Origin of the sequence: Isoptericola nanjingensis, assembly GCF_050311635.1 — a bacterium.
In the GTDB taxonomy this organism is placed as follows: domain Bacteria; phylum Actinomycetota; class Actinomycetes; order Actinomycetales; family Cellulomonadaceae; genus Isoptericola; species Isoptericola nanjingensis.
On record NZ_JBNOZL010000005.1, the window covers coordinates 248,344 to 272,673 of the forward strand.

A 24,330-nucleotide genomic window follows, 5' to 3' on the forward strand; every position below is an offset into this window, starting at 1 on the left:
TGCGGCGCGGGGAGGGGTTCCCAGGGTGAACGGTGAGGTGAACCCGCCTGCGCCCGCGTCCTCCGGCATAGTGGGAGGAGCGGGGGCGGCCGGCCCGGCCGTCGCGCCTCGCCGACGAGGAGGAACGGCCATGACTCACGACGACGGCACGCAGCCGGACCCTGGCGAGCCGCGGCCCGACGCGCCCGGGGCGGCCACGCCGTCCGGCGGGGCGGAGCCGCCCCGACCCCCGGACCCGTACCAGCAGCCCGAGCCCCGGCCCCAGCCCGGGTACCCGCCGGGCTACGGGCAGCCCGGCTACCCCCCTCCGGGGGCGGGCGCGCCGCAGCCCGGGGAGGTGGGCCCGCCTCCGCCGCAGGCGCAGGGGTACCCGCAGCAGCCGTACGCCCAGCCGTACCCGCAGGGGCAGTACGCCCCGCCGTACGCGCCGTCGGCGGGGACGGACGGGTGGTCGATCGCGGCGCTGGTCACGGGAATCCTCGGCCTGGCGGTGATACCGATCGTGCTGGGGATCATCGGCCTGTCGCGGATCAAGCGCACGGGCCAGCAGGGCAAGGGGCTGGCGATCGCCGGCATCGTGCTGGGCGCGGTCGGGGTCGTCGTGTGGATCCTGGTCCTCGTCTTCGCGGTCGCGCTGGTCTCCCAGCTCGACCCGAGCGACTTCGAGTCGTTCGACGTGTCGATGGCGTCGCCTCTCGTGCTCCCGGGCGCCTGAGGAAGTTTCGTTCAACCGTTGCCCCTAATGCCGTCGGAGCCCTACGGTGTCCCCGACGGCGTGCCGACGCGCCGTCGGTCCCGGGCGTCGGCCGAGCCGCCGCCAGGGCCCCACCGATCGCGAGGGAGCGACGATGAGGCAGCGGGTGAGACGGGCGGTCGCCGGTGCGGCGACCGTGGCGGTGATGGTGAGCGGCGCGGCGGTGACCGGCGTCGTGGGCGCGAGCATGGCGGCGGGGGACGACTCCGTCGTTCTCGAAAACGATTTCGACGTGGCGTACGAGCCATGGGGCCCACGGGGGGCGGTGACGCTCGCGATCTCGGACGACGCGCGGACGGGCGCCGGGGCGCTGTCCGTGACCGGGCGGACGGCCGAGTGGAACGGCCCGGCGACCGCCGTCGGCGGGCTGTTCGCCGCCGGAGGCGACTACGACGTCGAGGCCTGGGTGAAGCTGCCGGCGGGGACGGCGGGCAGCGCGGCCGTGCACTTCACGGTCCAGGAGACGTCGGCCGCGGGCGACGCGTACACCTGGGTGGGCGGCGCCGTCGACGCGACCGCCGACGGCTGGGTGCGCGTCGGCGGCTCCTACACGATGCCGTCGGGCCTCACGGCGGCCCAGCTCTACGTCGAGGCGGCGCCGGTCGACGGCGCGCACCCGTCGTTCCTCGTGGACGACCTCGTCGTCACGGGCGCCGAGCGCACGTCCCCGCCGGTGCAGGACCTCACCGGCGTCAAGGAGACGGTCGACTTCCCCGTCGGGGTGGCGATCGACCAGCGCGAGACCACGGGCGAGGCGTCCGAGCTGCTGCTGCGGCACTTCGACCAGATCACGGCCGAGAACGGCATGAAGGTGGAGGCCTGGTACGACGCCGAGCACCGGTTCCGGCCGAGCGCCGACGCCGCCGCGCTCATGGACTACGCCGTGGCGAACGACCTGCGCGTGTACGGGCACGTCCTGGCCTGGCACAGCCAGACGCCGGACTGGTTCTTCCAGGCCGAGGACGGCACGCCGCTGACCACGTCCGAGGCGGACCAGGAGCTCCTGAGTGAGCGGCTGCGCACGCACATCTTCTCCGTCGCGGGGTGGATGTCGGACACCTACGGCGAGTTCGGCGGCGGCGAGAACCCGGTCGCCGCGTTCGACGTCGTCAACGAGGTGGTGAACGACGGCGCGACGAGCGACCCGGACGACGGCCTGCGGCGCAGCGAGTGGTACCGGATCCTCGGCGAGGGCTTCATCGACCTCGCCTTCGAGTACGCGGACGAGGCGTTCAACGACACGTACGCGGCCGAGGGCACGGACCGGCCGGTCACGCTCTTCATCAACGACTACAACACCGAGCAGTCGGGCAAGCAGGACCGCTACCACGCGCTCGTCGAGCGCCTGCTGGCCCGCGGCGTGCCGGTGGACGGCGTCGGCCACCAGTTCCACGTGTCGCTGTCCACGCCGGTCGGCGCGCTGGCCACCGCGCTCGACCGGTTCGCGGACCTGGGCGTCACGCAGGCCGTGACCGAGCTCGACGTCGGCATCGGCAACCCCGCGACCGCGGCCAGCCTCGTCGAGCAGGGCTACTGGTTCCGCGACGCGTTCCGCGTGTTCGCGAGCGGGCGGACGGCCTGTTCAGCGTCACGGTGTGGGGTCTCACGGACGACCGGTCGTGGCGCGACGACGGCGGCCCGCTCCTGTTCGACGGCGACCGCCAGGCCAAGCCGGCGTACCACGGCGCCGTCGACGGCGACGTCCCCGCGCGGCTGAAGTCGGCCGGCGTGTTCGCCGGCGACGTCCCGCTCGACGACGACGCCACGACGTCGCCCGTGTGGGACGGGCTGCCGCGGCACACGGTCCAGGCGGACGACGGCAGCGGCGAGGCGGTGGCCGACTTCCAGCTGCGCTGGGCGGCCGACCACCTCACCGCGCAGGTGCGGGTGACCGACGCCGACCCGGACGACGCGGACGCCGTGACGTTCGACGTCGACGGTGCGACGACCACGGTCGGCCGGGACGGCACGGTGACCGGGCCGGACGGCGCTGCCGCCGTCGTCGAGGCGTCCGACGACGGGTACGTCGTCGTCGCGCACCTGCCGCTGGCGGGCGCCGTCGAGGGCGGCACCGCGGGCCTGGACGTCCGCGTCTCCGACGGTGCGACGACGTCCGGCTGGAACACCCCCGGCTCGCTGGGCACCCTCACCCTCCTGGAGGGGCTGAGCTACCTCGAGGTGGCCGAGGCCACGACGGCGCCGCAGGTCGACGGCGTCGTGGACGACGCGTGGGCCGACGCCTCCGCGGTGAGCACCGACCGGCAGATCGAGGGCGACGGCGGCGCCACGGCGACCGTGCGCACGCTCTGGTCCGGCGACACCCTGTACGTGCTCGCGGAGGTCGCCGACCCGACGCCGGACGTCAGCGGCTCCGACCCGTGGGTGCAGGACTCGGTCGAGATCTTCCTCGACGCCGGCAACGCCAAGAACGGCGCCTACCGGGACGTCGACACGCAGATCCGCATCAGCGCCGAGAACGTCACGTCGTTCGGGACCGGCGACGAGGCCGCGCAGGCGGCCCGCCTGACGTCGGCGACCGCGGCGGTGGACGGCGGGTACGTCGTCGAGGCGGCGGTCGACCTGCTCGGGGCCGGCGGTGCGGGCACCTTCCACGGCCTGGACTTCCAGGTCAACGACGGCACGGCCGGCGCGCGCACCGCGGTGCGGGACTGGGCCGACCCCACGGGCACGGGCTACCAGTCCACCGCCCGGTGGGGCGTCGGGAGGCTCGTGGCGGCGGAGCAGCCCGAGCCCGACGGGCTCGTGAACGTCGCGGCCCCGACCGTCGTCGCCGACGACCGGAAGGGCACCGCCCCCGGCGCCGTGCTCCTCGCGGACCCGGGGGAGTGGACCTCGCCCGACGGCGAGCGCGTGCGGTACACGTACCGGTGGCTGCGGGACGGCGACCCCGTCCGTCGTGAGCTCGGCGCCCTGACCGACCTCGCCCGGCTGCTCGAGGTGACCGGTCAGGTGCTGCGCGGCAAGGCCGACCCGGAGGCGCTCCTCTCCGTCGCGGGCTCGACCTACCGCGTCGGCGGGGCGGACGTCGGGCACGAGGTGAGCGTCGAGGTGACGGCGCACGCCCGCGGGCTGGACGCCGTCACGGTCGTCTCGGCGCCGGTCGCCCCCGCGCGGAGGTAGCCGGGCCGACGGCCCGCGCGCCGGCCGGCGGCCCCGCCCCCGCAGGTGGGGCCGCCGGCTGCCGGTCGTGTGGGGGTCCGGCGAAGACGCCGGTCAGGACGGCCGCGCGGCCCTCGCGGGTGGGTAGCATCGCGGACCGGACGGCGGCCGACCGTCCGTGATCCCCGACGAGCCGACAGACGATCCGACCAGGAGGACCATGAGCCAGCCGCGCGGGTACGACGCCCCCGATGCCTCGCACACCCAGGTGATCCCGCCGCGCCAGGACGGCACGTCGGCGCTGCCGGCGACGCAGGCGCTGGGCGGGTACGACGACGGCACGCAGGTGCTGCCGGCGCGCGGGGCGAGCGGTCATGACGAGGGCACGACCGTGCTGCCGTCCGCGCAGGAGTTCGGCGGGTACGTCGACGGGACGGCGGTGCTGCCGCGGGCCCAGGCGGGCTCCGGGTACGCCGACGGCACGCAGGTGCTGCCGTCCGCGCCGTCGCCCGGGGGGTACGGCGACGGCACGCAGGTGCTGCCGAACGCCGCCCCGCCGCGGCGTACCTCGTCCCGCCCGGTCGGGTCGCTGTCGGCGCCGACCGCGACGCCCGCCCCGCACGCGCCGGCGTCCCGCACGGCCGCGCCCCAGCCCGCCGCGCCGGCCCAGCAGCCGGCCCCGCAGGCGGCCCCACAGCCGTCCCCGCAGCGCGCGGCCGCCCCGTCGCCGTGGGGCGCGGCGCCTGCGCCCGGGCACGGGGGGCCGTCGGGGCCGGGCCGGGCCGCCCCGGAGCCCGCGAGCCGCGGCACGGAGCCGACGGCCGTGGCGGCGCTGATCACCGGCATCCTCGGGTTCGTCGTGCCGCTGCTGGGCGTGCTCGCGATCATCCTGGGCGGCATCGGCCTGGACCGGACCCGCCGTCGCCGCTCCGGCGGGCGTGGCATGGCCAAGACGGGCATCGCGTTCGGGTCGATCCAGGTGGTGTTCACGGCGCTCGTGGTCATCGCCGGGCTGTGGCTCTGGAACACCTACGGCGACGACATCCAGCAGGCTCTGGACGAGGCGGAGCAGCTCACGCAGACGGACCTGTCCGTCCCGGACCTGCTGCTCGGCGGCCTCACCGGCGACCTCTCCTTCGGCGACCTGCAGGACCTCGCCGGCACCCTCGGCGACGCCGACCAGCTCCAGGAGCTCGGCGGCCAGTGCCAGGCGGGCGACCCCGTCTCCTGCGAGGACCTGCTGGACCGCCTGCCCGACGGCATCCGCGACCAGCTCCCCGAGGACCTGACCGGCCGCATCCCGGGCAGCTGACCGCCGCGACGGGCCGGGCGAGGTAGTCCTGCACCTGCCGAGGTAGTGCAGGTCTCCGCGAGGTAGTACGGGAGCCCGCGAGGTAGTACGAGGCCTGCCGAGGGAGTGCTCCCTCGGCAGGCCTCGTACTACCTGGGCAAGGTTCGTACTACCTCGGCGGCTCCCGTACTACCTCGCGGGGCGACGTCGGAGGGTCGGCGTAGTCTGGTGCGGCACGCCCGGCGCCCCCGCCGGTCGCACGGTTCCCCGGCCACGACGTGGCCCCGGAACCCCGTGCGTCCCGGGGAGAGCTGGGCCTGTCGTCGTGCCCGCACACCGAGTCACGTCCCGATCGCACCGCGCCGCAGACCCCGCCCGAAGGACCCGCATGAACCTCACCGGCATCGTCCCCGCCCTCCTCGCCGACCCCGGCGCCGCCGCCGCGCTCGAGCACGTCCCGGCGCGCGGCTTCGCGGACGTCGTCGGGCCGGTCGGCGTGCGCGCCCCGCTGCTGGCGGCCGCGGCCGAGCGGCGGCCGCTCGTCGTCGTCACCGCGACGGGTCGCGAGGCCGACGAGCTCGCCGCCTCGGTGCGCGCCTACCTGCCCGACGACCGGGCCGACGACGTCGCGGTGCTGCCGGCGTGGGAGACGCTGCCGCACGAGCGGCTCTCACCCCGCGCGGACACGGTCGCCAAGCGGCTCGCGGTGTTCCGGCGGCTGGCGCACCCGGACCCCGAGCCCGGCCAGACCGGCCCGGTCCGCCTGCTCGTCATGCCCGCCCGCGCGCTGCTGCAGCCGGTGGTCGAGGGGCTGGGCGAGCTGGTGCCGGTCGAGCTGCACTCCGGCTCGACGGCGGACCTCACGGACGTCGCCGACCGCCTGGTCGGCGCCGCGTACACGCGCGTGGACATGGTCGAGCGCCGCGGCGAGTTCGCCGTCCGCGGCGGCATCCTCGACGTCTTCCCGCCGACGGAGGACCACCCCCTGCGCATCGAGTTCTGGGGCGACGAGGTGACGGAGATCCGCTGGTTCGCCGTCGCCGACCAGCGCTCCCTCGAGATCGCCGAGCAGGGATTGTGGGCCCCGCCGTGCCGCGAGATCCTGCTCACCGACACGGTGCGCGAGCGCGCGGCCGGCCTCGTGGAGCGACTGCCCGGCGCGATCGAGATGCTCGACAAGCTGGCCGCGGGCGTCGCCGTCGAGGGCATGGAGTCGCTCGCCCCGGTGCTCGTGGACCGCATGGTCCCGGTGCTCGAGCTGGTGCCCGACGACGCGCTGCTGGTCATCGACGAGCCCGAGCGCGTCCGCCGTCGCGCGCACGACCTCGTCGCCACGACCGAGGAGTTCCTCGCCGCCGCCTGGACGGGCGCCGTCGCCGGCGGGGCCGCGCCGATCGACCTGTCCGCGGCGTCGTTCGAGACGTTCGCCGAGGTGCGCGACGTCGCCGCCCGCCGCGGCCTCGGCTGGTGGACGCTGTCGTCGTTCGCGCTCGACTCGGGCGGCGACGAGGGCACCGTGGCCGAGGCGGAGGTCGACGGCGTCACGACCTTCACCGTCGGGGCGCGCGACGTCGAGTCGTACCGCGGCGACCTGCAGCGCGCGCTGGACGACGTCCAGACGCTGCAGCGCGCGGGCTGGCGGCTGCTGCTCACCACGGAGGGCCACGGCCCGGCCAAGCGCATGGTCGAGCAGCTGGCCGCGCAGGACACGGCCGCGCGCATGGTCGCCGAGCTGGGGGAGGAGCCCGAGGGCGGCGTCGTCCTCGTCGCCCCGGCGCTGGTCGGCAAGGGGTTCGTCGCCACGGACCTGCGGCTCGCGGTGTTCAGCGAGTCCGACCTCACGGGCCGGCAGGGGTCCACGACCCGCGACATGCGCAGGATGCCGAGCCGCCGGCGCAACGTCGTCGACCCGCTGCAGCTGCGCGGCGGCGACTACGTGGTGCACGAGCAGCACGGCGTGGGCCGGTTCGTCGAGATGGTGCAGCGCACGCTCGGCGCGGGCGCGAACGCGGCGACGCGCGAGTACCTGGTCATCGAGTACGCGTCGTCCAAGCGGGGCCAGCCGGGCGACCGGCTGTTCGTGCCGATGGACCAGCTCGACCAGGTCACGAAGTACACGGGCGGCGAGGCGCCGTCGCTGTCCAAGATGGGCGGCGCGGACTGGAAGAACACCAAGGCGCGCGCCCGCAAGCACGTCAAGGAGATCGCGGGCGAGCTCATCCGTCTGTACTCGGCGCGCATGGCCACCCAGGGGCACTCGTTCGGCCCCGACACCCCGTGGCAGCGGGAGCTGGAGGACGCGTTCGCGTACGTCGAGACGCCCGACCAGCTCGTGACGATCGACGAGGTCAAGGCCGACATGGAGAAGCCGGTCCCGATGGACCGTCTCGTGTGCGGCGACGTCGGCTACGGCAAGACGGAGATCGCGATCCGCGCCGCGTTCAAGGCGGTGCAGGACGGCAAGCAGGTGGCCGTGCTGGTGCCGACGACGCTGCTGGTGCAGCAGCACTTCGACACGTTCTCCGAGCGGTACGCGGGATTCCCCGTCACGGTGCGGGCGCTGTCCCGCTTCCAGTCGGACAAGGAGTCCGCCGAGACGGTGGAGGACCTCGCGAAGGGCACCGTGGACATCGTCATCGGCACGCACCGCCTGCTCACCGGGTCGGTGCGGTTCAAGGACCTGGGCCTCGTGATCGTCGACGAGGAGCAGCGGTTCGGCGTCGAGCACAAGGAGACGCTCAAGCAGCTGCGCACCAACGTGGACGTGCTGGCGATGTCCGCGACGCCGATCCCGCGCACGCTCGAGATGGCGGTGACCGGCATCCGCGAGATGTCGACCCTCGCCACGCCTCCGGAGGAGCGGCACCCCGTGCTCACCTACGTGGGCGCGTACGAGGAGAAGCAGATCGCCGCGGCCGTCCGCCGCGAGCTGCTGCGCGAGGGCCAGGTCTTCTACGTGCACAACAAGGTGGAGACCATCCAGAAGACGGCGTCGCGCCTTGCGGAGCTCGTCCCCGAGGCCCGCATCGGCGTGGCCCACGGCAAGATGAGCGAGCACCAGCTGGACCAGGTGATCCGCGCCTTCTGGGAGAAGGAGCTGGACGTGCTGGTCTGCACGACGATCATCGAGACCGGCCTGGACATCTCCAACGCCAACACCCTGATCCTGGAGCGCGCCGACGTGCTCGGCCTGTCGCAGCTGCACCAGCTGCGCGGCCGCGTGGGCCGCGGGCGGGAACGCGCGTACGCGTACTTCCTGTACCCGCCGGAGCGGCCGCTCACCGACACGGCGCACGACCGGCTCTCCACCATGGCCGCGCACACCGACCTCGGCGCGGGCATGCAGATCGCCATGAAGGACCTGGAGATCCGGGGCGCGGGCAACCTGCTGGGCGGCGAGCAGTCCGGCCACATCGCGGGCGTCGGCTTCGACCTCTACGTGCGCATGGTGGGCGAGGCCGTGGCCGCGTTCCGCGGCGAGCGCGAGGAGGAGCAGCCCGAGGTCACCATCGAGCTGCCCGTCGACGCGCACCTGCCCGAGTCGTTCATCGCGACCGAGCGGCTGCGCCTCGAGGCGTACAAGAAGATCGCGGCCGCGCAGGACGCGACCGGGCTCGCGGAGGTGCGCGCCGAGCTCGTGGACCGCTACGGCAAGCTCCCCGACGTCGCGTCCGCGCTGTTCGACGTCGCGGACTTCCGCAACCACGCCCGCCGCGCCGGCCTCACGGACGTCACGGCGCAGGGCAAGTTCGTGCGGTTCGCGCCGGTGGACCTCGCGGAGTCGGCGCAGCTGCGGCTCAAGCGGCTGTACCCGGGCACGATCCTCAAGCCCGCGATCCGCGCGTTCCTCGTGCCGTTCCCGACGACGGCGCGCATCGGCGGCCGACCCCTGCGCGGGGCGGAGGTGCTCGCCTGGGCGCGGCAGCTGATCGACGCGGTCGTCCTGGGCGAGGTCTCCGCCGCTGCCTCGGTCGGCACGTCCTCGCCGAGGTAGTCGCCGTCCGGGGGCGGGGCGCCCGCCCGGCACAACCCCTCGTCGCAGCAGGAGGGCCAGCACGGCGGGCCTGGAGCCCGAGCGTCGCGTCAGCCGAAGGACCGCGCCGTCGCGTGCTCCACCTCGACGAGGACGGCCACGCGCTCCTCGCCGCGCGGGTAGTCGGCGCCGGTGTGCGCACGGGCGATCCTGTCGACGACGGCCCACCCGCTGTCGCCGTCGAGCACCCGCACCACGCGGCCACGCAGCATGGCCATCTCCCAGGGGCGCTCGGTGTGCGTCACGGACACGGCGACGCGCGGGTCGCGCTCCACGTTGCGCGCCTTCTGCGAGCGCGGGCCCGTGAGGAACGCGAGGAGGTCGCCCTCCCACGACACCCACAGCGGCACGCTGTGCGGCGAGCCGTCGGCCAGCAGCGTCGCCAGGTGCGCCACGTGGGGCTCGGCGACGAGGCGGCGGGCGGTCTCCGGCAGGTGGGCGGGGCCGGGCAGGGGGTCGGTCAGCGGGTCGGTCCCGGGTGTGGTCGTCATGGCGGGTCGACCTCCGCGGGGGCCGGGAATGATCGCTGGTGCCGCATCCGGGTGGATTTGCCGTCTCGCCAGGTGGCGAGCGGAATCCGTTCCTAGCATGAGGAGCGGACGGGCGCGGCGCGGGCTGGCCGCGCCCTCCGCGAGGCCCGCGACCGCGGGCCGGCAGGGCGACGGACGGGGACGCGATGAGCGGGACGACCGACGACGGGCGCGACGGCGCGGGGGCGCCGCAGGACGCGGCGGCGCGCCTGGCCGCGCTCGAGCGGGAGAACGCCGAGCTGCGCGCGCGGCTCGCGGCCGGCGGCCAGCCGGTGCTCGTCGCGGCCGCGCCGCCCGCGCCCCGCGAGCCGCGCCACCGGGGCCGGGCGGCGGCCGCCGTCGTCCTCGTCGTCCTCGGGGCGCTGCTCGCGCCGGTCGCCGTGGTCGCTGCCTGGGCCGAGCGCACCCTCACCGACACGGACCGGTACGTCGCGACGGTCGGGCCGATCGCCGCGGACCCCGCGATCCAGGGCGCCGTCGCCGGCCGGCTCACCGACGTCGTGATGGAGCAGATCGACGTCCAGGCGATCCTCGGGACGGTCGTCGACGGGCTGGAGCAGCGGGGCGTCGGGCCCCGCGCGACGGACGCGCTGACGCAGCTCGAGGGCCCGCTGACCAGCGGCGTCGAGTCCTTCGTGCGCCGCGCGGCCGACGGCGTCGTGACCAGCGACGCGTTCGAGGACGCCTGGGTGCAGGCCAACCGGGTGGCGCACCAGCAGCTCGTCGCGACGATGCGCGGCGAGGGCGGGGAGCTGCTGCAGATCGGGCAGGACGGCCAGCTCACCATCCAGCTCTCCGGGATGATCGACCTGCTCAAGCAGCGGCTCGTCGACCGGGGCCTGGGCGTCGCGGCGCGGATCCCGGAGGTGAACGCGACGTTCACGCTCCTGCAGACGTCGCAGCTGGTGCAGGTGCAGAACCGGTACGCGCAGGTGGTGGCGCTGGGGACGTGGCTGCCGTGGATCTCGCTCGGTCTGCTGGCTGCGGGCGTGCTCGTCGCGCGGCACAAGTCGCGCACCCTGGTCGTGGCGGGTCTGGCGCTCGCGGCCTCCATGGTGGTCCTGGCGATCGGCCTCGCGATCGGCCGGGGGCTCTACCTCGACGCGCTCAAGGACGTGGTGCTGCGGCTCGACGCGGCCGAGGTGCTGTTCGACCAGGTCGTGTCGTTCCTGAGGGTCACGCTGCGGACGATCGGCGTGCTCGGACTCGTGGTCGCGATCGTCGCCTACCTGGGCGGGAGCAGCGCGTCGGCGCGGTCGCTGCGCGCGGGTGCCGGCCGCGGGTTCGCGCGGCTGCGCGACTACGGCGAGGGGCGCGGGGTGTCGACCGGGCCGGTGGGCGACTGGCTGGGCCGGTACCGCACCCTGGTCCGCGTGACGATCATCGTCATCGCGGCCCTGGTGCTCCTGCTCGCGGGCAGCCCCACGCCGGGGCTCATCATCGGCACGGCGCTGGTGGCGGGCGTCCTCATCGCGCTGCTGGAGCTCGTGGCACGTCCGCCCCGGCCCGGTGACGCCGCTGACGACGGCACCCCGGACGACACCGCCACGCCGCCCGACGTCCCCGCCGCGGCGCAGCCCAGCCACTGACGGGGCGGCGGTCGGTGCGTGCCGACGTCGTGACGATCCGGTGCGGGGTCGTGGCGCCGCGCCGGTGCGGTCACCCGTGCCGCTAGCGTGACGCGGCGTGACCACCACCGACGTCGAGATCACCGCCGACCTGGTCCGGGACCTGCTGCGCGAGCAGCACCCGGACCTCGCCCACCTCCCCGTCCGCCTGGGCGCGTGCGGCTGGGACAACCAGCTCTGGCGGCTCGGCGACGACCTCGCCGTGCGGCTGCCGTGGGCCACGGGGTCGGCCGACGCGCTGCTGCGCAAGGAGCACGCGTGGCTGCCCCGGCTCGCCCCGGCCCTGCCGCTGCCGGTGCCCGTGCCGCAGCGGCTCGGCGAGCCGGGCGCGCTGTTCGGTCGACCCTGGATCGTCACGACGTGGGTGCCCGGCGAGCCCGCTGACCGTGCACCCGTCACGCGGCCGGAGTCGGCGGACGTCCTCGCGGCGTTCCTGTCCGCGCTGCACCGCCCGGCCCCGGACGGCGCGCCCACCGGCCGCGGCCGCGGCGGCCCGCTCGCGAACCACACCTCCGGGGTCGAGCACGGGCTCGGCGAGGTGGTCGAGCGCGGGCTCCTCGCGGACCCGGAGCCGGTGCGCGCCGTCTGGCACGACGCCGTCGGCGCCCCCGCGTGGGACGGGCCGGCGGTCTGGCTGCACTCCGACCTGCACCCGGCCAACGTCGTCACCGCCGACGGCGCCCTGAGCGGCGTGATCGACTTCGGCGACCTGTGCGCCGACGACCCCGCCTACGACCTGGCCGGCGCGTGGCGGCTGCTGCCCGACGGCGCCGTCGACCGCTTCCTCGCGGCCTACCGCGGACCGGACGGCCGCCCCGCCGACGACGCGACCCGACGTCGCGCCCGCGGGTGGGCGGCGGCCACCGCGCTGGGCGGGCTGCTCGTCGGCGACGCCGGCGACCACGGCCGCCCGGGCGGCAAGCCCACCTGGGGGCCGCCCGCCCGGGCGACCCTCGAGCGGCTGGTGGCCACTGCCGCCTGAGGGAGCCGGGCGGGCGCCGCCCCGGGTCCTTACCGTGGTCCCGTGGACCTCACCGCCGACGCCCTCGTCGCCGACCTGCACGCCGTCGCGGACCCGGCGGCTCACCCGAACCGGCACTACGCGGGCTCGGGCGAGGTGCTCGGCGTCCGGATGGGCACGCTGTTCGACGTGGCGAAGCGGTACGCCGCGATGCCGCTCGACCAGGTGCACCGCCTGCTCGACGAACCCGCGTACGAGCCCCGGCTCGCCGCGTTCTGCGTCCTCGACTTCGCCGTCCGGCGACCGCGCGTCACCGACGCCGAGCGGGAGGCGCGGTACCGCACGTACCTCGACCGGCACGACCGCATCGACACGTGGGACATGGTGGACCGGGCGGCGCCGCGCGTCGTCGGGGTCCACCTGCGCGACCGATCCCGCGAGCCGCTGTTCGACCTCGCCCGCTCGGACGACCCGCTGCGGCGCCGCACGGCGCTCACCGCGCCGCTCGCGTACACGCGGCCGCCGCACGCCGCGGGGATCGCCGACCTGCTCCGCCTCGTGGAGCTGCTGCACGCCGACCCCGACCCCGTGGTGCGCAAGCCCGTCGGCATCGCGCTCAAGCACGCGGGCGGGGCCGATCCCGCGGCCGTGCGGGCCTTCCTGGACCGGATGGGCGACGCGCTCGCGGCGTCCCTGCGGCGCGAGGCCCGCCAGAAGCTGCCCGACGAACGCTGACCGGTCGGTCGGCCGGCTCGGCCGACCGCGTCAGTCGCCCGCGGCCCGCCCCAGCTCGCCGGCGATGCGCTGCTCGAGCGCGTCGGTGGCGGCGTCCGGCAGCACGACGATCCCCTCGAGCTCCTTCATGGCCCGCCGGTACGCGGACTGCCGCTCGGCCTGCGACGACCCCTCGTCGTCGGCCATCGCCAGCAGCTTCTTCGCCCGGTCGAGGGCCTGCCGCTCCGCGGGGGAGAAGTCGGACGCGCGGCGCCGCTTCGCCTCCCGCTCCGCGACGTCGAAGCGGACCTGCATCTCGCGGACGGCGTCGCGGTAGCGGTCGAGGCGGCGGCGGTCGCGCAGCTCGTCCAGGTCGTCGGGGCGGAGGTCCTCCGCCGCCCGCCGGGCTCGGTGGAAGTCGACGGTCACCTGTTCGCGCATGTCCGACATCAGCGGGTACTCGAGGGACTTCACGGCGTCGAGCTCGTACGCCAGCCAGCGCTGCTGCGTCGCGTCGTGCGCGGCCACCGTGCGCTCGATCTCGCTGGTCAGGGCCTCCTCGTCGGCCTGCTCGGCCGGGGCGGCGGGCTGCGGGGCGCCGTGCTTGATGCGGTACATCTCGAGCTTGTCCTGGCGCCGCTGCCGGTCCCAGCTCGAGATGCTCCGGGCGGCGCCGCCCACGGCGGGCCCGACGAAGAAGATCAGCCACCAGTAGGAGCCGAGGAAGTCCCAGACGCTGTCCACGGGGTCCACGCTATCGGCGCGGCCGTGCCCGCAGGATGGTCGAGGGAGCCGCCGGGTGGACGCCGGTCTAGGCTGGGCGGGTCAACCCAGCACCGTCGCGGGCGTCAGCGGCCCCGGGCACTCGCCTGAGCGTGGTCGCGCGGTCGCCCGCGGACCCCGTCTGAAGGAGCACCCGTGGCAAGCATCGAAGCCGTTGGAGCACGCGAGATCCTCGACTCGCGCGGCAACCCCACCGTCGAGGTGGAGATCGCGCTGGACGACGGCACCTTCGCCCGCGCGGCGGTCCCGTCGGGCGCCTCGACCGGCGCGTTCGAGGCCGTCGAGCGTCGTGACGGCGACAAGGGGCGCTACCTGGGCAAGGGCGTCGAGGGCGCGGTCAACGCCGTCATCGACGACATCGCCCCCGAGCTCATCGGCTACGACGCCGAGGAGCAGCGCATCATCGACCAGACCCTCATCGAGCTGGACGGCACCCCGAACAAGGGCAAGCTGGGCGCCAACGCGATCCTCGGCGTCTCGCTCGCCGTCGCGAAGGCCGCCGCGAAGTCGGCCGGCCTGGACCTGTTCCGCTACGTCGGCGGCCCGAACGCGCACGTGCTGCCCGTGCCGATGATGAACATCATCAACGGCGGGTCGCACGCCGACTCGACGGTGGACTTCCAGGAGTTCATGATCGCGCCGATCGGTGCGCCGACCTTCAAGGAGGCCCTGCGCACGGGCACCGAGGTCTACCACGCCCTCAAGAGCGTGCTGAAGGGCAAGGGCTTCTCCACGGGCCTCGGCGACGAGGGCGGGTTCGCCCCCGACCTGCCGTCGAACTCCGCCGCCCTGGACCTCATCGTCGAGGCGATCGAGAAGGCGGGCTTCACGCCGGGCTCCGACGTCGCCATCGCGATGGACGTCGCCGCGACCGAGTTCTTCAAGGACGGGGCGTACCACTTCAAGAACGGCGAGGTGCACTCGACCGAGGACATGATCAAGCTCTACGAGGGCCTGGTCGCGAACTACCCGATCGTCTCCATCGAGGACCCGCTGTCCGAGGACGAGTGGGGCGCCTGGACGCAGTTCGTCTCCGAGGTCGGCGACAAGGTGCAGGTCGTCGGCGACGACCTGTTCGTCACCAACCCCGAGCGCCTCGCCCGCGGCATCGAGGAGAAGGCCGCCAACTCGCTGCTGGTCAAGCTCAACCAGATCGGCACGCTCACCGAGACGCTCGACGCCGTCACGCTCGCGCAGCGCAACGGCTTCACGACGATGACCTCGCACCGCTCCGGCGAGACCGAGGACACCACCATCGCCGACCTGTCCGTCGCGACCAACGCCGGCCAGATCAAGACCGGCGCCACCGCCCGCGGCGAGCGCATCAACAAGTACAACCAGCTCCTGCGCATCGAGGAGGCGCTGGACGACGCCGGTCGTTACGCCGGCCGTTCGGCCTTCCCGCGCTTCCAGGGCTGACACCCCGGACGCTGCACGACGACGGCCGGTCGCTCCCCTCGGGGGCGGCCGGCCGTCGTCGTCCCACGAGGTGGTACGCGCCGCGCCGAGGTAGTACGCATCTCCGCGAGGTAGTACTACCTCGCGGAGATGCGTACTACCCCCCGGGGAGACTCGGTGCCGCCTCGGAGGGTCGTCCTCGCGGGCGCGCCGACGACGGTCCCGGGCGAGGGCGGTGCGGCTCGGCAGAATCGGGGCGTGCCTGCCCGTCGCCCGACCTCGCCCGCCGCCCGCCCTCCGGCGTCGCGGCCCTCGGGGGCGCGCGGCGGTTCCGCGCGGCCCACGACGACGTCGAACGCGTCGGTGGGCACCAAGCCCAAGGCCCCGGCGAAGGGCACGGGCAAGAGCGCCGGCGCGAAGGGCACGTCGAAGGGTGCGTCCCAGGGCTCGGGCAAGGGCTCCGGCACGGGCACGGCGAGCACGCGGCGCGGGTCGCGTCGTCCGGCAGGGCCGGCGCGCGAGGACCGGCGGCGCAGCCGCTACGGGCTCGTGCTGCCGGAGGTGCTCACCGTCCGGCTCATCGTGCTGTCGGTGGTGGTGCTGCTCGCGGTGGTGCTCCTGCTGCCCACGGTGCGCGGCGCGGTGACGCAGGCGCACGAGCTGGACCGGCTGCGCACGGAGCTGGCCCAGAACCGGGCCGAGCGCGACCGGCTGGAGGTGGAGCTCGGCCGCTGGGAGGACCGGTCGTACGTCGAGGAGCAGGCGCGGTCGCGCCTCAGCTTCGTCATGCCGGCCGACAGGGTGTGGCGTGTCGTCGACCCCGACGCGGCGGGGGACGACGACGTCGACCCGGTGACGGGCGAGGCCGTGGGCTCCGGGCCGGTGGGGACGTCCACGGGGCCGAGCGTGCCCTGGTACCAGTCCGTCTGGGAGTCGGTGCGGGTGGCCGACGGACCGGCCACCACGGACCACGGCACGGGCGACGACGCCACGGGCGACGAGCCGGGGCCCGGCGGTTCCCCCAGCCCGTCGTCGGGAGGCTGACCCGCGCCGGCGGGCCGTGGGTCAGCGGCCGCCCGGCCGGTGGCCGAGCCCGGCCGCGACGGTGGCGGCGGTGTCGAGGACGACGGGCACGAGCGACTCCACCCGCGCGGGCGGCATGTACGGACGGGTGGCGGCGACGCTCACGGCGGCGACGATCGCGCCGGACGCGTCGCGCACGGGCGCTGCGACGCAGAGGATGCCGGGCTCGTTCTCCTCCAGGTCGAACGCGACCCCACGACGGGCGGACGCCTCCATGACGGCGACGAACTCGTCGGGCGTGAGCACGTCGGCCGCCGGCCCCTCCGGCGCTACCCCGCCGACGCGCCGCTCGGCGACGAACTGCTCGCGCCACCGGTCGGGGCGGTCGAGCAGCAGGGCCTTGCCCACCCCGGTGCGCGTGAGCGGCATCCGGTGCCCGACCCGGGAGCGCATCTCCGCGCCGCGGGTGCCCGGGATCTTGTCGAGGTAGAGCACCTGGCCGCGGTCCTCGACGGCGAGGTGCACAGTGTCGGAGACGCGGGCCGCGAGCGCTCGGAGCGGCCCGGCGGCGACGTCGGCGACGGGGTTCTCCTGCAGCGCCTGGTAGCCGAGCTCGATGAGCGCCGGGCCGAGCGCGTACCGGCCGTCCTCGAGCCGGCGCACGTACCCGGTGGCGAGCAAGAGCTGCAGCAGACGGTGGGCGGTGCTGCGGCCGATGCCGGTGTCGGCGGCGATGTCGCGCAGGCGGCCGTGCCCGCGTGCGACGGCGTCGACGACGGCGATGCCGCGGGCCAGCGTCTGCGTGCCCGAGGGTGCGGGGGACTCCGGGGGGAGGGGCAGGGTCACGAGGACGAGGCTATCCCGATAATAGGGACGCAGTTCTCGTCATCGGGAACTGCTGCCTACCGTTCACGACCATGGCCGATGACGTACCCGAACGCGACGCCGCGCTCGTCGCCCTCGACTGGGGCACCTCCAGCTTCCGGGGCTGGCTCCTGGACGCCGCCGGCGGGGTCCTCGACGAGGTGCGCACGGACGACGGCACCCTCCTCTGCTCCGCGGGCGCCGGCTCCGCGCCGGACCGCGCCGCCGCCTTCGAGCGCACGTTCGTGCGCCTGTGCGGGTCCTGGCTCGACCGCCGCCCCGGCCTGCCCGTGCTGGCCGCGGGGATGGTGGGCTCCAACCACGGGTGGGCCGACGCGGGGTACCTCGACGTGCCGGCGGCGCTCCCGCGGCTCGCCGACCACCTCACGCCGGTGCCGGTGACCGGGACCGACGTCGGCACCGTCGTGCACCTGGTGCCGGGCCTTCGGGTCGTCGGGCCGGACCCCGACGTCCTGCGCGGGGAGGAGGTGCAGCTGCTCGGCGCGCTGGAGGAGGCCCGGGAGGAGGGCGGCGCTGCGCTCGCCACGGCGGTGCTGCCCGGCACCCACTCCAAGTGGGTGCATCTCGACGGCGACCTGGTCACGGGCTTCAGCACGGTCATGACCGGCGAGCTGTACGCCCTCCTGCTGCGCGACAGCATCCTGGCCCGCCTCGCCGACGGCGGCCCCGACGACGGTGCTGAAGACGCCCCCGGGCCCACCTCGTGGGCGGCGTTCGACCGCGGGCTCGACGCCGAGGCGCGGCGCGGGGACGAGCGCGGGCTGGCGGCGCTGCTGTTCACGGCGCGCACCTTCGTCATGGCGGGCATGCTCCGGCCGGCCGAGGTGGCGGACTACGTCTCGGGCCTCCTCGTCGGGTCCGAGGTGCGGCACGCGCTGCGCGCCGACCCGGCCCCGCGCGTCACGGTGTGCGCCTCCCGCGCGACCGCGCGTCGCTACGACCGGGCGCTCGGGCGCCACGGCGCCGCCGCGCGCGTCGCCGGCCAGGACGTGGCGGTGCGCGGCCTGTGGCGCGTCGCCCGCGACGCCGGGCTCGTGGCCGCACCCGGCCCCGGGGCCCGGGGCCGCCACCACGCCACCACCCCGTCCCGCACCGAGGAAGGACTCTCATGACGCACCGACCCGTCGGCCTCGTCGCCATCCTGCGCGGAGTGACGCCGCCCGAGGCCGTCGACGTCGCGGCCGCCGTCCTCGGGGCGGGGTTCGACGCCGTCGAGGTGCCGCTCAACTCTCCCGACCCGCTGGCGTCGGTCCGCCGCATCCGCGAGGCCGCCGGCCCGGACGCGCGGGTCGGGGCGGGCACCGTGCTCACCCCCGACGACGTGCGCCGCTCCGCCGACGCCGGGGCGTCGCTCGTCGTGTCGCCCAACACGAGGCCCGACGTCGTCGCGGAGACGGTGCGGCTCGGGCTGGAGAGCTACCCGGGGGCGGCCACGCCCACCGAGGCGTTCGCCGCGCTCGACGCCGGGGCCACCGCCGTCAAGCTCTTCCCGGCCGCCGCGGTCGGCGTCGCGGGTCTGCGGGCCTGGGCGAGCGTGCTGCCCGCCGGCACGGCGCTCGTCCCCGTGGGCGGCGTCGACGCCACGACCCTCGGCGAGTGGGCCCGCGCGGGCGCGGCGGGCGCGGGCCTGGGCACCGCGCTGTACCGGCCGGGCGATACCCCGGAGGTGGTCGCCGCGCGCGCCGCCGAGCTCGTCCGCGTCTGGGCCGAGCACACGAACCACTGACCACGCGTCGCACGCTGAAAGGGAAGCCGTGAAGATCACGTCGCTGACGACGTTCGCCGTCCCGCCCCGCTGGCTGTTCCTCAAGATCGAGACGGACGAGGGGATCGTCGGCTGGGGAGAGCCCGTCCTGGAGGGGCGCGCCGCCACCGTCGCGGCCGCCGTCGAGGAGCTGTCCGACTACCTGGTGGGCAAGGACCCCCGGCAGATCGAGGACCACTGGACCGTGCTGTACCGCTCCGGCTTCTACCGGGGCGGCGGCGTCCACATGAGCGCGCTGGCCGGCATCGACCAGGCGCTGTGGGACATCAAGGGCAAGGCCCTCGGGGTGCCCGTGCACGAGCTGCTGGGCGGGCGCGTGCGCGACCGCATCAAGGTGTACTCGTGGATCGGAGGCGACCGGCCGGCCGAGACCGCGGCGGCCGCGGTCGAGGCCGTCGGCCGCGGCTTCTCCGCCGTGAAGATGAACGGCCCCGAGGAGCTGCAGTACCTCGACACCCGGGACAAGGTGGAACGGGTCGTCGCCAACGTCGCCGCCGTCCGCGAGGCCGTCGGGCCCGACGTCGGCATCGGCGTCGACTTCCACGGACGCGTGCACCGCCCGATGGCGCGGGTCCTCCTCGAGGCGCTGGAGCCGTACCACCTGATGTTCGTCGAGGAGCCGGTGCTGTCCGAGCACGTCGACGGCATCGCGGACGTGCTGCGCGCCTCGAGCACGCCGATCGCGCTGGGGGAGCGCCTGTACTCGCGGTGGGACTTCAAGGACGTCATCACGTCCGGCGTCGTCGACGTCATCCAGCCCGACCTCTCGCACGCCGGTGGCATCACCGAGGTCCGCAAGATCGCGGCGATGGCCGAGGCGTACGACGTCGCCGTCGCCCCGCACTGCCCGCTCGGGCCGATCGCGCTCGCCGCCTGCCTGCAGCTCGACGCCGTCACCTACAACGCGGTGATCCAGGAGCAGAGCCTGGGCATCCACTACAACACCTCCAACGACCTGCTCGACTACGTCGTCGACCCGTCCGTCTTCGCCTACTCCGGGGGGTCGGTCGAGATCCCGCGCGGCCCCGGCCTCGGCATCGAGGTGGACGAGGACTACGTGCGCGAGCGGGCCGCCGTCGGGCACCGGTGGCGCAACCCCGTGTGGCGGCACGCGGACGGCTCGTTCGCGGAGTGGTGAGCGGGCGCACCCCGGCAGCGGCGCCGGCGGGGGAGCGCCCGGGGGAGAATGGGTGCTGCCCCGCCCGCGAACGCCCCGAGGACCGCCCCTATGACCGACCACTCCGCCCCCGTCGGCGACGCCGACCCGACCGTGGTCACCGACCGCGACCTCGAGGTGCTCGCCGAGCAGCTCGGCCGTGAGGCGCGCGGCGTCGTCGGCATCGCCGCCCGCTGCGTGTGCGGTCGCCCGCTCGTCGTGCGCACCGCGCCGCGGCTGCCCGACGGCACGCCGTTCCCGACCACGTACTACCTCACCCACCCGGGGGCGGTCGCCGCCGCGTCGCGGCTGGAGGCGGACGGCGTGATGAAGGAGATGACGGCGCGCCTCGCGGAGGACGAGGAGCTGGCGGCCGCGTACCGCCGGGCGCACGAGCACTACCTCGCCCGGCGCGCCGAGCTCGGGCAGGTCGACGAGATCGAGGGCATCTCCGCCGGCGGCATGCCCACGCGCGTCAAGTGCATCCACGTGCTCATGGGCCACGCGCTGGCCGGCGGCCCGGGAGTGAACCCGCTCGGCGACGAGGCGCTCGCCCTCGTCCGCGACCAGTGGCGGCCCGACCGCTGCACCTGCTGACGGCCGGCAGGCGGGCCGTCGGTGTCTGATGAGACAGTGTGGCCCGTGACAGAGAGCTCCACACGCGCGACGCGGGTCGCCGCGATCGACTGCGGCACCAACTCCATCCGCCTCCTGGTGGCCGACGTCGGCCCCGGCGGCACGCTCACCGAGATCGACCGGCAGCTGCGCATCGTGCGGCTCGGGCAGGGCGTGGACCGCACGGGCGAGCTCGCCCCGGAGGCGCTCGCGCGCACGCTCGAGGCGTCGCGCGACTACGCGAGGGTCATCAGCGAGGCGGGCGCCACGCGCGTGCGCTTCGTCGCGACGTCGGCCACACGCGACGCGCGCAACCGGCGGGAGTTCTTCGACGGCGTCCGCGCGGCGCTGGGCGTCGACGCCGAGGTGGCCTCGGGCCGCGAGGAGGCGGAGCTGTCGTTCCGCGGAGCGACCGCGGGCGTCGCCGCGCAGCACCCCGGGCCGTACCTGGTGGTGGACCTCGGCGGCGGCTCGACCGAGCTGGTGCTCGGCACGACGACGCCGGAGGCCGCCCTCTCGCTCGACGTCGGGTCGGTGCGGATGACGGAGCGCCACCTGCACTCCGACCCGCCCGCGCCGGCCGAGGTGGAGGCCGCGCGCGCCGACGTGCGCGCCGCGCTCGACGACGCCGCCCGCACCGTGCCGTTCGGCCGGACCACGACGCTCGTCGGGCTCGCCGGTTCGGTGACGTCGGTGACCGCGCACGTCCTGGGGCTCACGGAGTACCGGCGCGACGCCGTGCACGGCGCCGTCCTCGGCGTCGACCGGGTGCTCGCCGCGTGCGACGACCTGCTGCACCGCACTCGCGAGCAGCGCCTCGCCCTCGGGTTCATGCACCCCGGTCGCGCGGACGTCATCGGCGCGGGCGCGCTGGTCTGGTCCGAGGTCGTGCGGCGGGTGCGCGACGACGTCGCCGCCGCGGGCGGCACGCTGACCGACGTCGTGACCAGCGAGAGCGACATCCTCGACGGCATCGCCCTCTCGCTCGTGTGACCCGTGCGGCCTGACCTGCGCGAAAGCTGCCGGGGGTCGCAGGGTGGACGGCCCGACTGCGTGCCCCCGGCGCGGTCGTAGAATGGTGTTCATGCCTCAGAACGTTCTGTCGTCGGACACCTCTGTCCAGGACGCGCCCGCCGCGGCCCCGCGGCCCCGCAAGGTGCCCCGCATCGTCGTCCTCGGCGGTGGTTCCGTCGGTCTCTACGCGGCGCGTCGTCTGCGCCGCAAGCTCGGCAAGCAGGACGCGGCGATCGTCGTCGTCGACCCGCGGCCGTACATGACCTACGCGCCGTTCCTGCCGGAGGCCGGCGCGGGCTCGATCGACGCCCGCGACGTCGTCGCCCCGCACCGCAAGGCCCTCAAGGGCATCGACGTGCTGCAGGGCCTGGTCAACCACATCGACCACGCCGGGCACAAGATCACGATCCACCCCGAGGAGGGGCCGGACTACGAGGTCTCGTACGACCAGCTCGTCGTCGGCCTCGGCTCCGTCTCCCGCACGCTGCCCATCCCGGGCCTCGCGGAGAACGCGATCGGCTTCAAGAACGTGGAGGAGGCCATCGCGGTCCGCAACCACGTGCTCAACCGCATGGACGTCGCCTCGTCCACGTGGGACGCGGACGCGCGCAAGCGCATGCTGACGTTCACGTTCGTCGGCGGCGGCTTCGCCGGCATCGAGGCGCTGGCCGAGATCGAGGACATGGCGCGGTACGCCACGCGCAACTACCCGACGATCGACGCCGAGGACCTGCGCTTCGTCATGATCGAGGGCTCGGGCCGCATCCTCCCCGAGGTCTCCGAGCCCATGGGCCTGTGGGCGCTCGACGAGATGAAGAAGCGCGGCATCGAGTTCCACCTCAACACGTTCCTGTCGTCCTGCGTGGACGGGCACGTCGTCACCTCGACGGGCGTCGAGTTCGACACCGAGACGATCGTGTGGACCGCCGGCGTCAAGGCGAACCCGGTCATCAAGGAGGAGTCGGACCTCCCGTTCGACCGGATGGGCCGCGTCATCGTCAAGCCCACCCTGCAGGTCGCGACGGAGGACGGCGAGATCGTCCCCGACGCCTGGGCCGCGGGCGACTGCGCCGCCGTGCCGGACGTGCTCAACCCCGGCCAGTTCTGCCCGCCGAACGCGCAGCACGCGATCCGCGAGGCGACGAAGCTCGCCGACAACCTGGTCGCCGTCCTCAAGGGCCAGCAGCCCGAGGACTACGCGCACAAGAGCGTCGGCGTCGTCGCGTCCCTCGGCCTGTACAAGGGCGTCGCGGAGCTGTTCGGCTTCCTCAAGCTGCGCGGCCCGCTCGCGTGGCTCGCGCACCGCGGCTACCACGTCATGGCGATGCCGACCGGCAACCGCAAGGTGCGCATCCTCATCGGCTGGGTCGGCCAGTTCCTCATGGGGCGCGAGATCGTGTCCCTCGGCTCCCTGCACGACCCGCGCGACGAGTTCCGCAAGGCGTCCGTGCCGCCGAAGCAGCCCGGCGAGAAGGTGGAGCAGAAGGCCGAGTCGTCGGCCGCGCGCGCCGAGAAGGGCTGAACTTCCCCCGCCGAGATAGAGAGGGCGACCTGACGAGATAGAGAGGCTACGCGCCGCGGCCGGCCGCGGCGCGTAGCCTCTCTATCTCGTCAGGTCGCCCTCTCTATCTCGGCGATGGCCCCCGTAGCCCAACTGGCAGAGGCAGCCGGCTTAAACCCGGCCCAGTCCCGGTTCGAACCCGGGCGGGGGCACCTCTGCGGGATTGTCAGCCGTCGGCGGCTCCCGCCATCTCCACCTCGACGTGGGCGCCTGCGCGGCGGAACGCGTCGACGACGCGGCGGACGGCGAGGCGCTCGGCGCGATCGGGCCGCAGGACGGCGGAGACGTGCCGCGCGATGGCGACGTCGGTCAGCTCGCGCAGCACGAGGCGGTCGCCGGTGGGCGTGGTGAAGCGCGGCAGCACGGCGACCTGGTCGCCCGCGGCGACGAGCGCCTCGATGAGGCGGTTGTCGCGCAGCCGTTGCACCACGCGCAGCTCGGCCCCGGTGGCCTGCTCGACGGCGAGCCGCACGGTGTCGAACGGGTAGCCGAGGGGCACCCCGATCCAGTCCTGGTCGACGAGGTCGCGCGGCCGCACGTGCGGCAGGCGCGCGAGCGGGTGGTCGGCCGCCATCGCGATGTCGAGCGGCTCGCGGGCGAGCGGCACCACGGTCAGGCCCTCCGCCCCGGCGGGCCGCACGCTGGTGAGCGAGTGCGCGACGACGACGTCGTGGTCCGCGGTGAGCGGGCCGTACTCGGCCTCCGCGATGTCGACGTCGGCGCAGCGCAGCGCGATCGCGGTGCCGGCGAGGTCCGCGACGACGCGGGGGAGGAGGAACGTGGCGGCGCTGGCCAGCGCCGCGACGGTGACCGTACCCGACGGCTCGCCCTGGAATTCGTCCCACCGGGCCTGGACCTGCGCGAGCGCGGCGGCGACGCTCGCCCCGCCCTCGGCCAGCAGCCGGCCGGCGTCCGTGAGCCGCAGCCCGCGGCCGGACGGCTCGACGAGCGGCGTGCGCAGCTCGCGCTGGGCGGTGCGCAGCTGCTGGGACACGGCCGACGGCGTGCGGTGGGTGGCGCGGGCGACGGCGGTGACGCTGCCCCGGTCGGCGAGCTCGCGGAGCAGCTCCAGGTGCCGGACATCCATGAAGCCAGCCTA

General features: G+C 75.1%; 19 protein-coding genes, 1 tRNA gene and 1 pseudogene. 17 read left to right on the plus strand and 4 right to left on the minus strand.

What is annotated here, in order from left to right; genetic code table 11:
• Positions 1 to 130: 130 nt before the first annotated feature.
• The 5 genes and pseudogenes from ACQP6G_RS11735 to mfd all read left to right on the plus strand — a co-directional run bounded on the left by ACQP6G_RS11735 (position 131) and on the right by mfd (position 9,159).
• Positions 131 to 715: a DUF4190 domain-containing protein gene (locus ACQP6G_RS11735; RefSeq protein ID WP_429764498.1), complete on the plus strand. Its 585-nt coding sequence runs from the start codon at positions 131 to 133 to the stop codon at positions 713 to 715.
• A 226-nt stretch (positions 716 to 941) separates the two neighbouring features.
• A pseudogene (locus ACQP6G_RS11740) lies at positions 942 to 2,306 on the plus strand (endo-1,4-beta-xylanase); the annotation flags it as partial.
• Positions 2,307 to 2,347: 41 nt separating this feature from the next.
• Complete coding sequence (locus tag ACQP6G_RS11745; RefSeq protein ID WP_429764499.1) at positions 2,348 to 3,895, plus strand: sugar-binding protein; 1,548 nt, start codon at positions 2,348 to 2,350, stop codon at positions 3,893 to 3,895.
• Between the two features lie 199 nt (positions 3,896 to 4,094).
• On the plus strand, positions 4,095 to 5,186 hold the full coding sequence (locus ACQP6G_RS11750; RefSeq protein ID WP_429764500.1) for a DUF4190 domain-containing protein: 1,092 nt from the start codon (positions 4,095 to 4,097) through the stop codon (positions 5,184 to 5,186).
• A 367-nt stretch (positions 5,187 to 5,553) separates the two neighbouring features.
• Entirely contained in the window at positions 5,554 to 9,159 is a 3,606-nt protein-coding gene (gene mfd / locus ACQP6G_RS11755; RefSeq protein WP_429764501.1) for a transcription-repair coupling factor, read from the plus strand.
• An 89-nt stretch (positions 9,160 to 9,248) separates the two neighbouring features.
• On the opposite strand, the gene ACQP6G_RS11760 is transcribed toward mfd, so the two are convergent.
• Positions 9,249 to 9,689: a TIGR03618 family F420-dependent PPOX class oxidoreductase gene (locus ACQP6G_RS11760; RefSeq protein ID WP_429764502.1), complete on the minus strand. Its 441-nt coding sequence runs from the start codon at positions 9,687 to 9,689 to the stop codon at positions 9,249 to 9,251.
• A 185-nt stretch (positions 9,690 to 9,874) separates the two neighbouring features.
• Between ACQP6G_RS11760 and ACQP6G_RS11765 the strand changes: the two genes are divergently transcribed.
• The 3 genes from ACQP6G_RS11765 to ACQP6G_RS11775 all read left to right on the plus strand — a co-directional run bounded on the left by ACQP6G_RS11765 (position 9,875) and on the right by ACQP6G_RS11775 (position 13,052).
• A complete protein-coding gene (locus tag ACQP6G_RS11765; protein WP_429764503.1) occupies positions 9,875 to 11,317 on the plus strand; it encodes a hypothetical protein in 1,443 nt (480 codons plus the stop codon).
• Between the two features lie 97 nt (positions 11,318 to 11,414).
• Positions 11,415 to 12,338 carry a phosphotransferase gene (locus tag ACQP6G_RS11770; RefSeq protein ID WP_429764504.1) on the plus strand — a complete coding sequence of 308 codons (924 nt, stop codon included), beginning with the start codon at positions 11,415 to 11,417 and terminating at the stop codon, positions 12,336 to 12,338.
• Between the two features lie 42 nt (positions 12,339 to 12,380).
• Positions 12,381 to 13,052, plus strand: a complete 672-nt coding sequence (locus ACQP6G_RS11775; protein ID WP_429764505.1) for a DNA alkylation repair protein — start codon at positions 12,381 to 12,383, stop codon at positions 13,050 to 13,052.
• A 30-nt stretch (positions 13,053 to 13,082) separates the two neighbouring features.
• Here ACQP6G_RS11775 and ACQP6G_RS11780 read toward each other — a convergent pair whose 3' ends face one another.
• Positions 13,083 to 13,775 carry a hypothetical protein gene (locus ACQP6G_RS11780; protein WP_429764506.1) on the minus strand — a complete coding sequence of 231 codons (693 nt, stop codon included), beginning with the start codon at positions 13,773 to 13,775 and terminating at the stop codon, positions 13,083 to 13,085.
• 174 nt (positions 13,776 to 13,949) lie between these two features.
• Here ACQP6G_RS11780 and eno point away from each other — a divergent pair, with 174 nt between their 5' ends.
• Positions 13,950 to 15,233, plus strand: coding sequence for a phosphopyruvate hydratase (gene eno / locus ACQP6G_RS11785; RefSeq protein WP_429764507.1), 1,284 nt, complete (start codon positions 13,950 to 13,952; stop codon positions 15,231 to 15,233).
• Between the two features lie 237 nt (positions 15,234 to 15,470).
• On the plus strand, positions 15,471 to 16,256 hold the full coding sequence (locus ACQP6G_RS11790; RefSeq protein ID WP_429764508.1) for an FtsB family cell division protein: 786 nt from the start codon (positions 15,471 to 15,473) through the stop codon (positions 16,254 to 16,256).
• A 21-nt stretch (positions 16,257 to 16,277) separates the two neighbouring features.
• Here the strand turns inward: ACQP6G_RS11790 and ACQP6G_RS11795 are convergent, their stop codons facing one another.
• Positions 16,278 to 17,081, minus strand: a complete 804-nt coding sequence (locus tag ACQP6G_RS11795) for an IclR family transcriptional regulator (protein ID WP_429764509.1) — start codon at positions 17,079 to 17,081, stop codon at positions 16,278 to 16,280.
• A gap of 71 nt (positions 17,082 to 17,152) precedes the next feature.
• Here ACQP6G_RS11795 and ACQP6G_RS11800 point away from each other — a divergent pair, with 71 nt between their 5' ends.
• The 7 genes from ACQP6G_RS11800 to ACQP6G_RS11830 all read left to right on the plus strand — a co-directional run bounded on the left by ACQP6G_RS11800 (position 17,153) and on the right by ACQP6G_RS11830 (position 23,383).
• Positions 17,153 to 18,232, plus strand: coding sequence for a 2-dehydro-3-deoxygalactonokinase (locus ACQP6G_RS11800; protein ID WP_429764510.1), 1,080 nt, complete (start codon positions 17,153 to 17,155; stop codon positions 18,230 to 18,232).
• Positions 18,229 to 18,846 carry a 2-dehydro-3-deoxy-6-phosphogalactonate aldolase gene (locus ACQP6G_RS11805; protein ID WP_429764511.1) on the plus strand — a complete coding sequence of 206 codons (618 nt, stop codon included), beginning with the start codon at positions 18,229 to 18,231 and terminating at the stop codon, positions 18,844 to 18,846. Before ACQP6G_RS11800 ends, ACQP6G_RS11805 begins: the two co-directional genes overlap by 4 nt.
• A 28-nt stretch (positions 18,847 to 18,874) precedes the next feature.
• Complete coding sequence (gene dgoD / locus ACQP6G_RS11810) at positions 18,875 to 20,023, plus strand: galactonate dehydratase (protein ID WP_429764512.1); 1,149 nt, start codon at positions 18,875 to 18,877, stop codon at positions 20,021 to 20,023.
• A 90-nt stretch (positions 20,024 to 20,113) separates the two neighbouring features.
• Positions 20,114 to 20,638, plus strand: coding sequence for a DUF501 domain-containing protein (locus tag ACQP6G_RS11815; RefSeq protein WP_429764513.1), 525 nt, complete (start codon positions 20,114 to 20,116; stop codon positions 20,636 to 20,638).
• A gap of 45 nt (positions 20,639 to 20,683) precedes the next feature.
• On the plus strand, positions 20,684 to 21,649 hold the full coding sequence (locus tag ACQP6G_RS11820) for a Ppx/GppA phosphatase family protein (RefSeq protein WP_429764514.1): 966 nt from the start codon (positions 20,684 to 20,686) through the stop codon (positions 21,647 to 21,649).
• Between the two features lie 91 nt (positions 21,650 to 21,740).
• Positions 21,741 to 23,192 carry an NAD(P)/FAD-dependent oxidoreductase gene (locus ACQP6G_RS11825; RefSeq protein WP_429764515.1) on the plus strand — a complete coding sequence of 484 codons (1,452 nt, stop codon included), beginning with the start codon at positions 21,741 to 21,743 and terminating at the stop codon, positions 23,190 to 23,192.
• Positions 23,193 to 23,309: 117 nt separating this feature from the next.
• Positions 23,310 to 23,383 (plus strand) — tRNA-Leu (locus tag ACQP6G_RS11830).
• 14 nt (positions 23,384 to 23,397) lie between these two features.
• Here the strand turns inward: ACQP6G_RS11830 and ACQP6G_RS11835 are convergent.
• Positions 23,398 to 24,318 carry a LysR family transcriptional regulator gene (locus ACQP6G_RS11835; RefSeq protein WP_429764516.1) on the minus strand — a complete coding sequence of 307 codons (921 nt, stop codon included), beginning with the start codon at positions 24,316 to 24,318 and terminating at the stop codon, positions 23,398 to 23,400.
• Between the last annotated feature and the right edge of the window lie 12 nt (positions 24,319 to 24,330).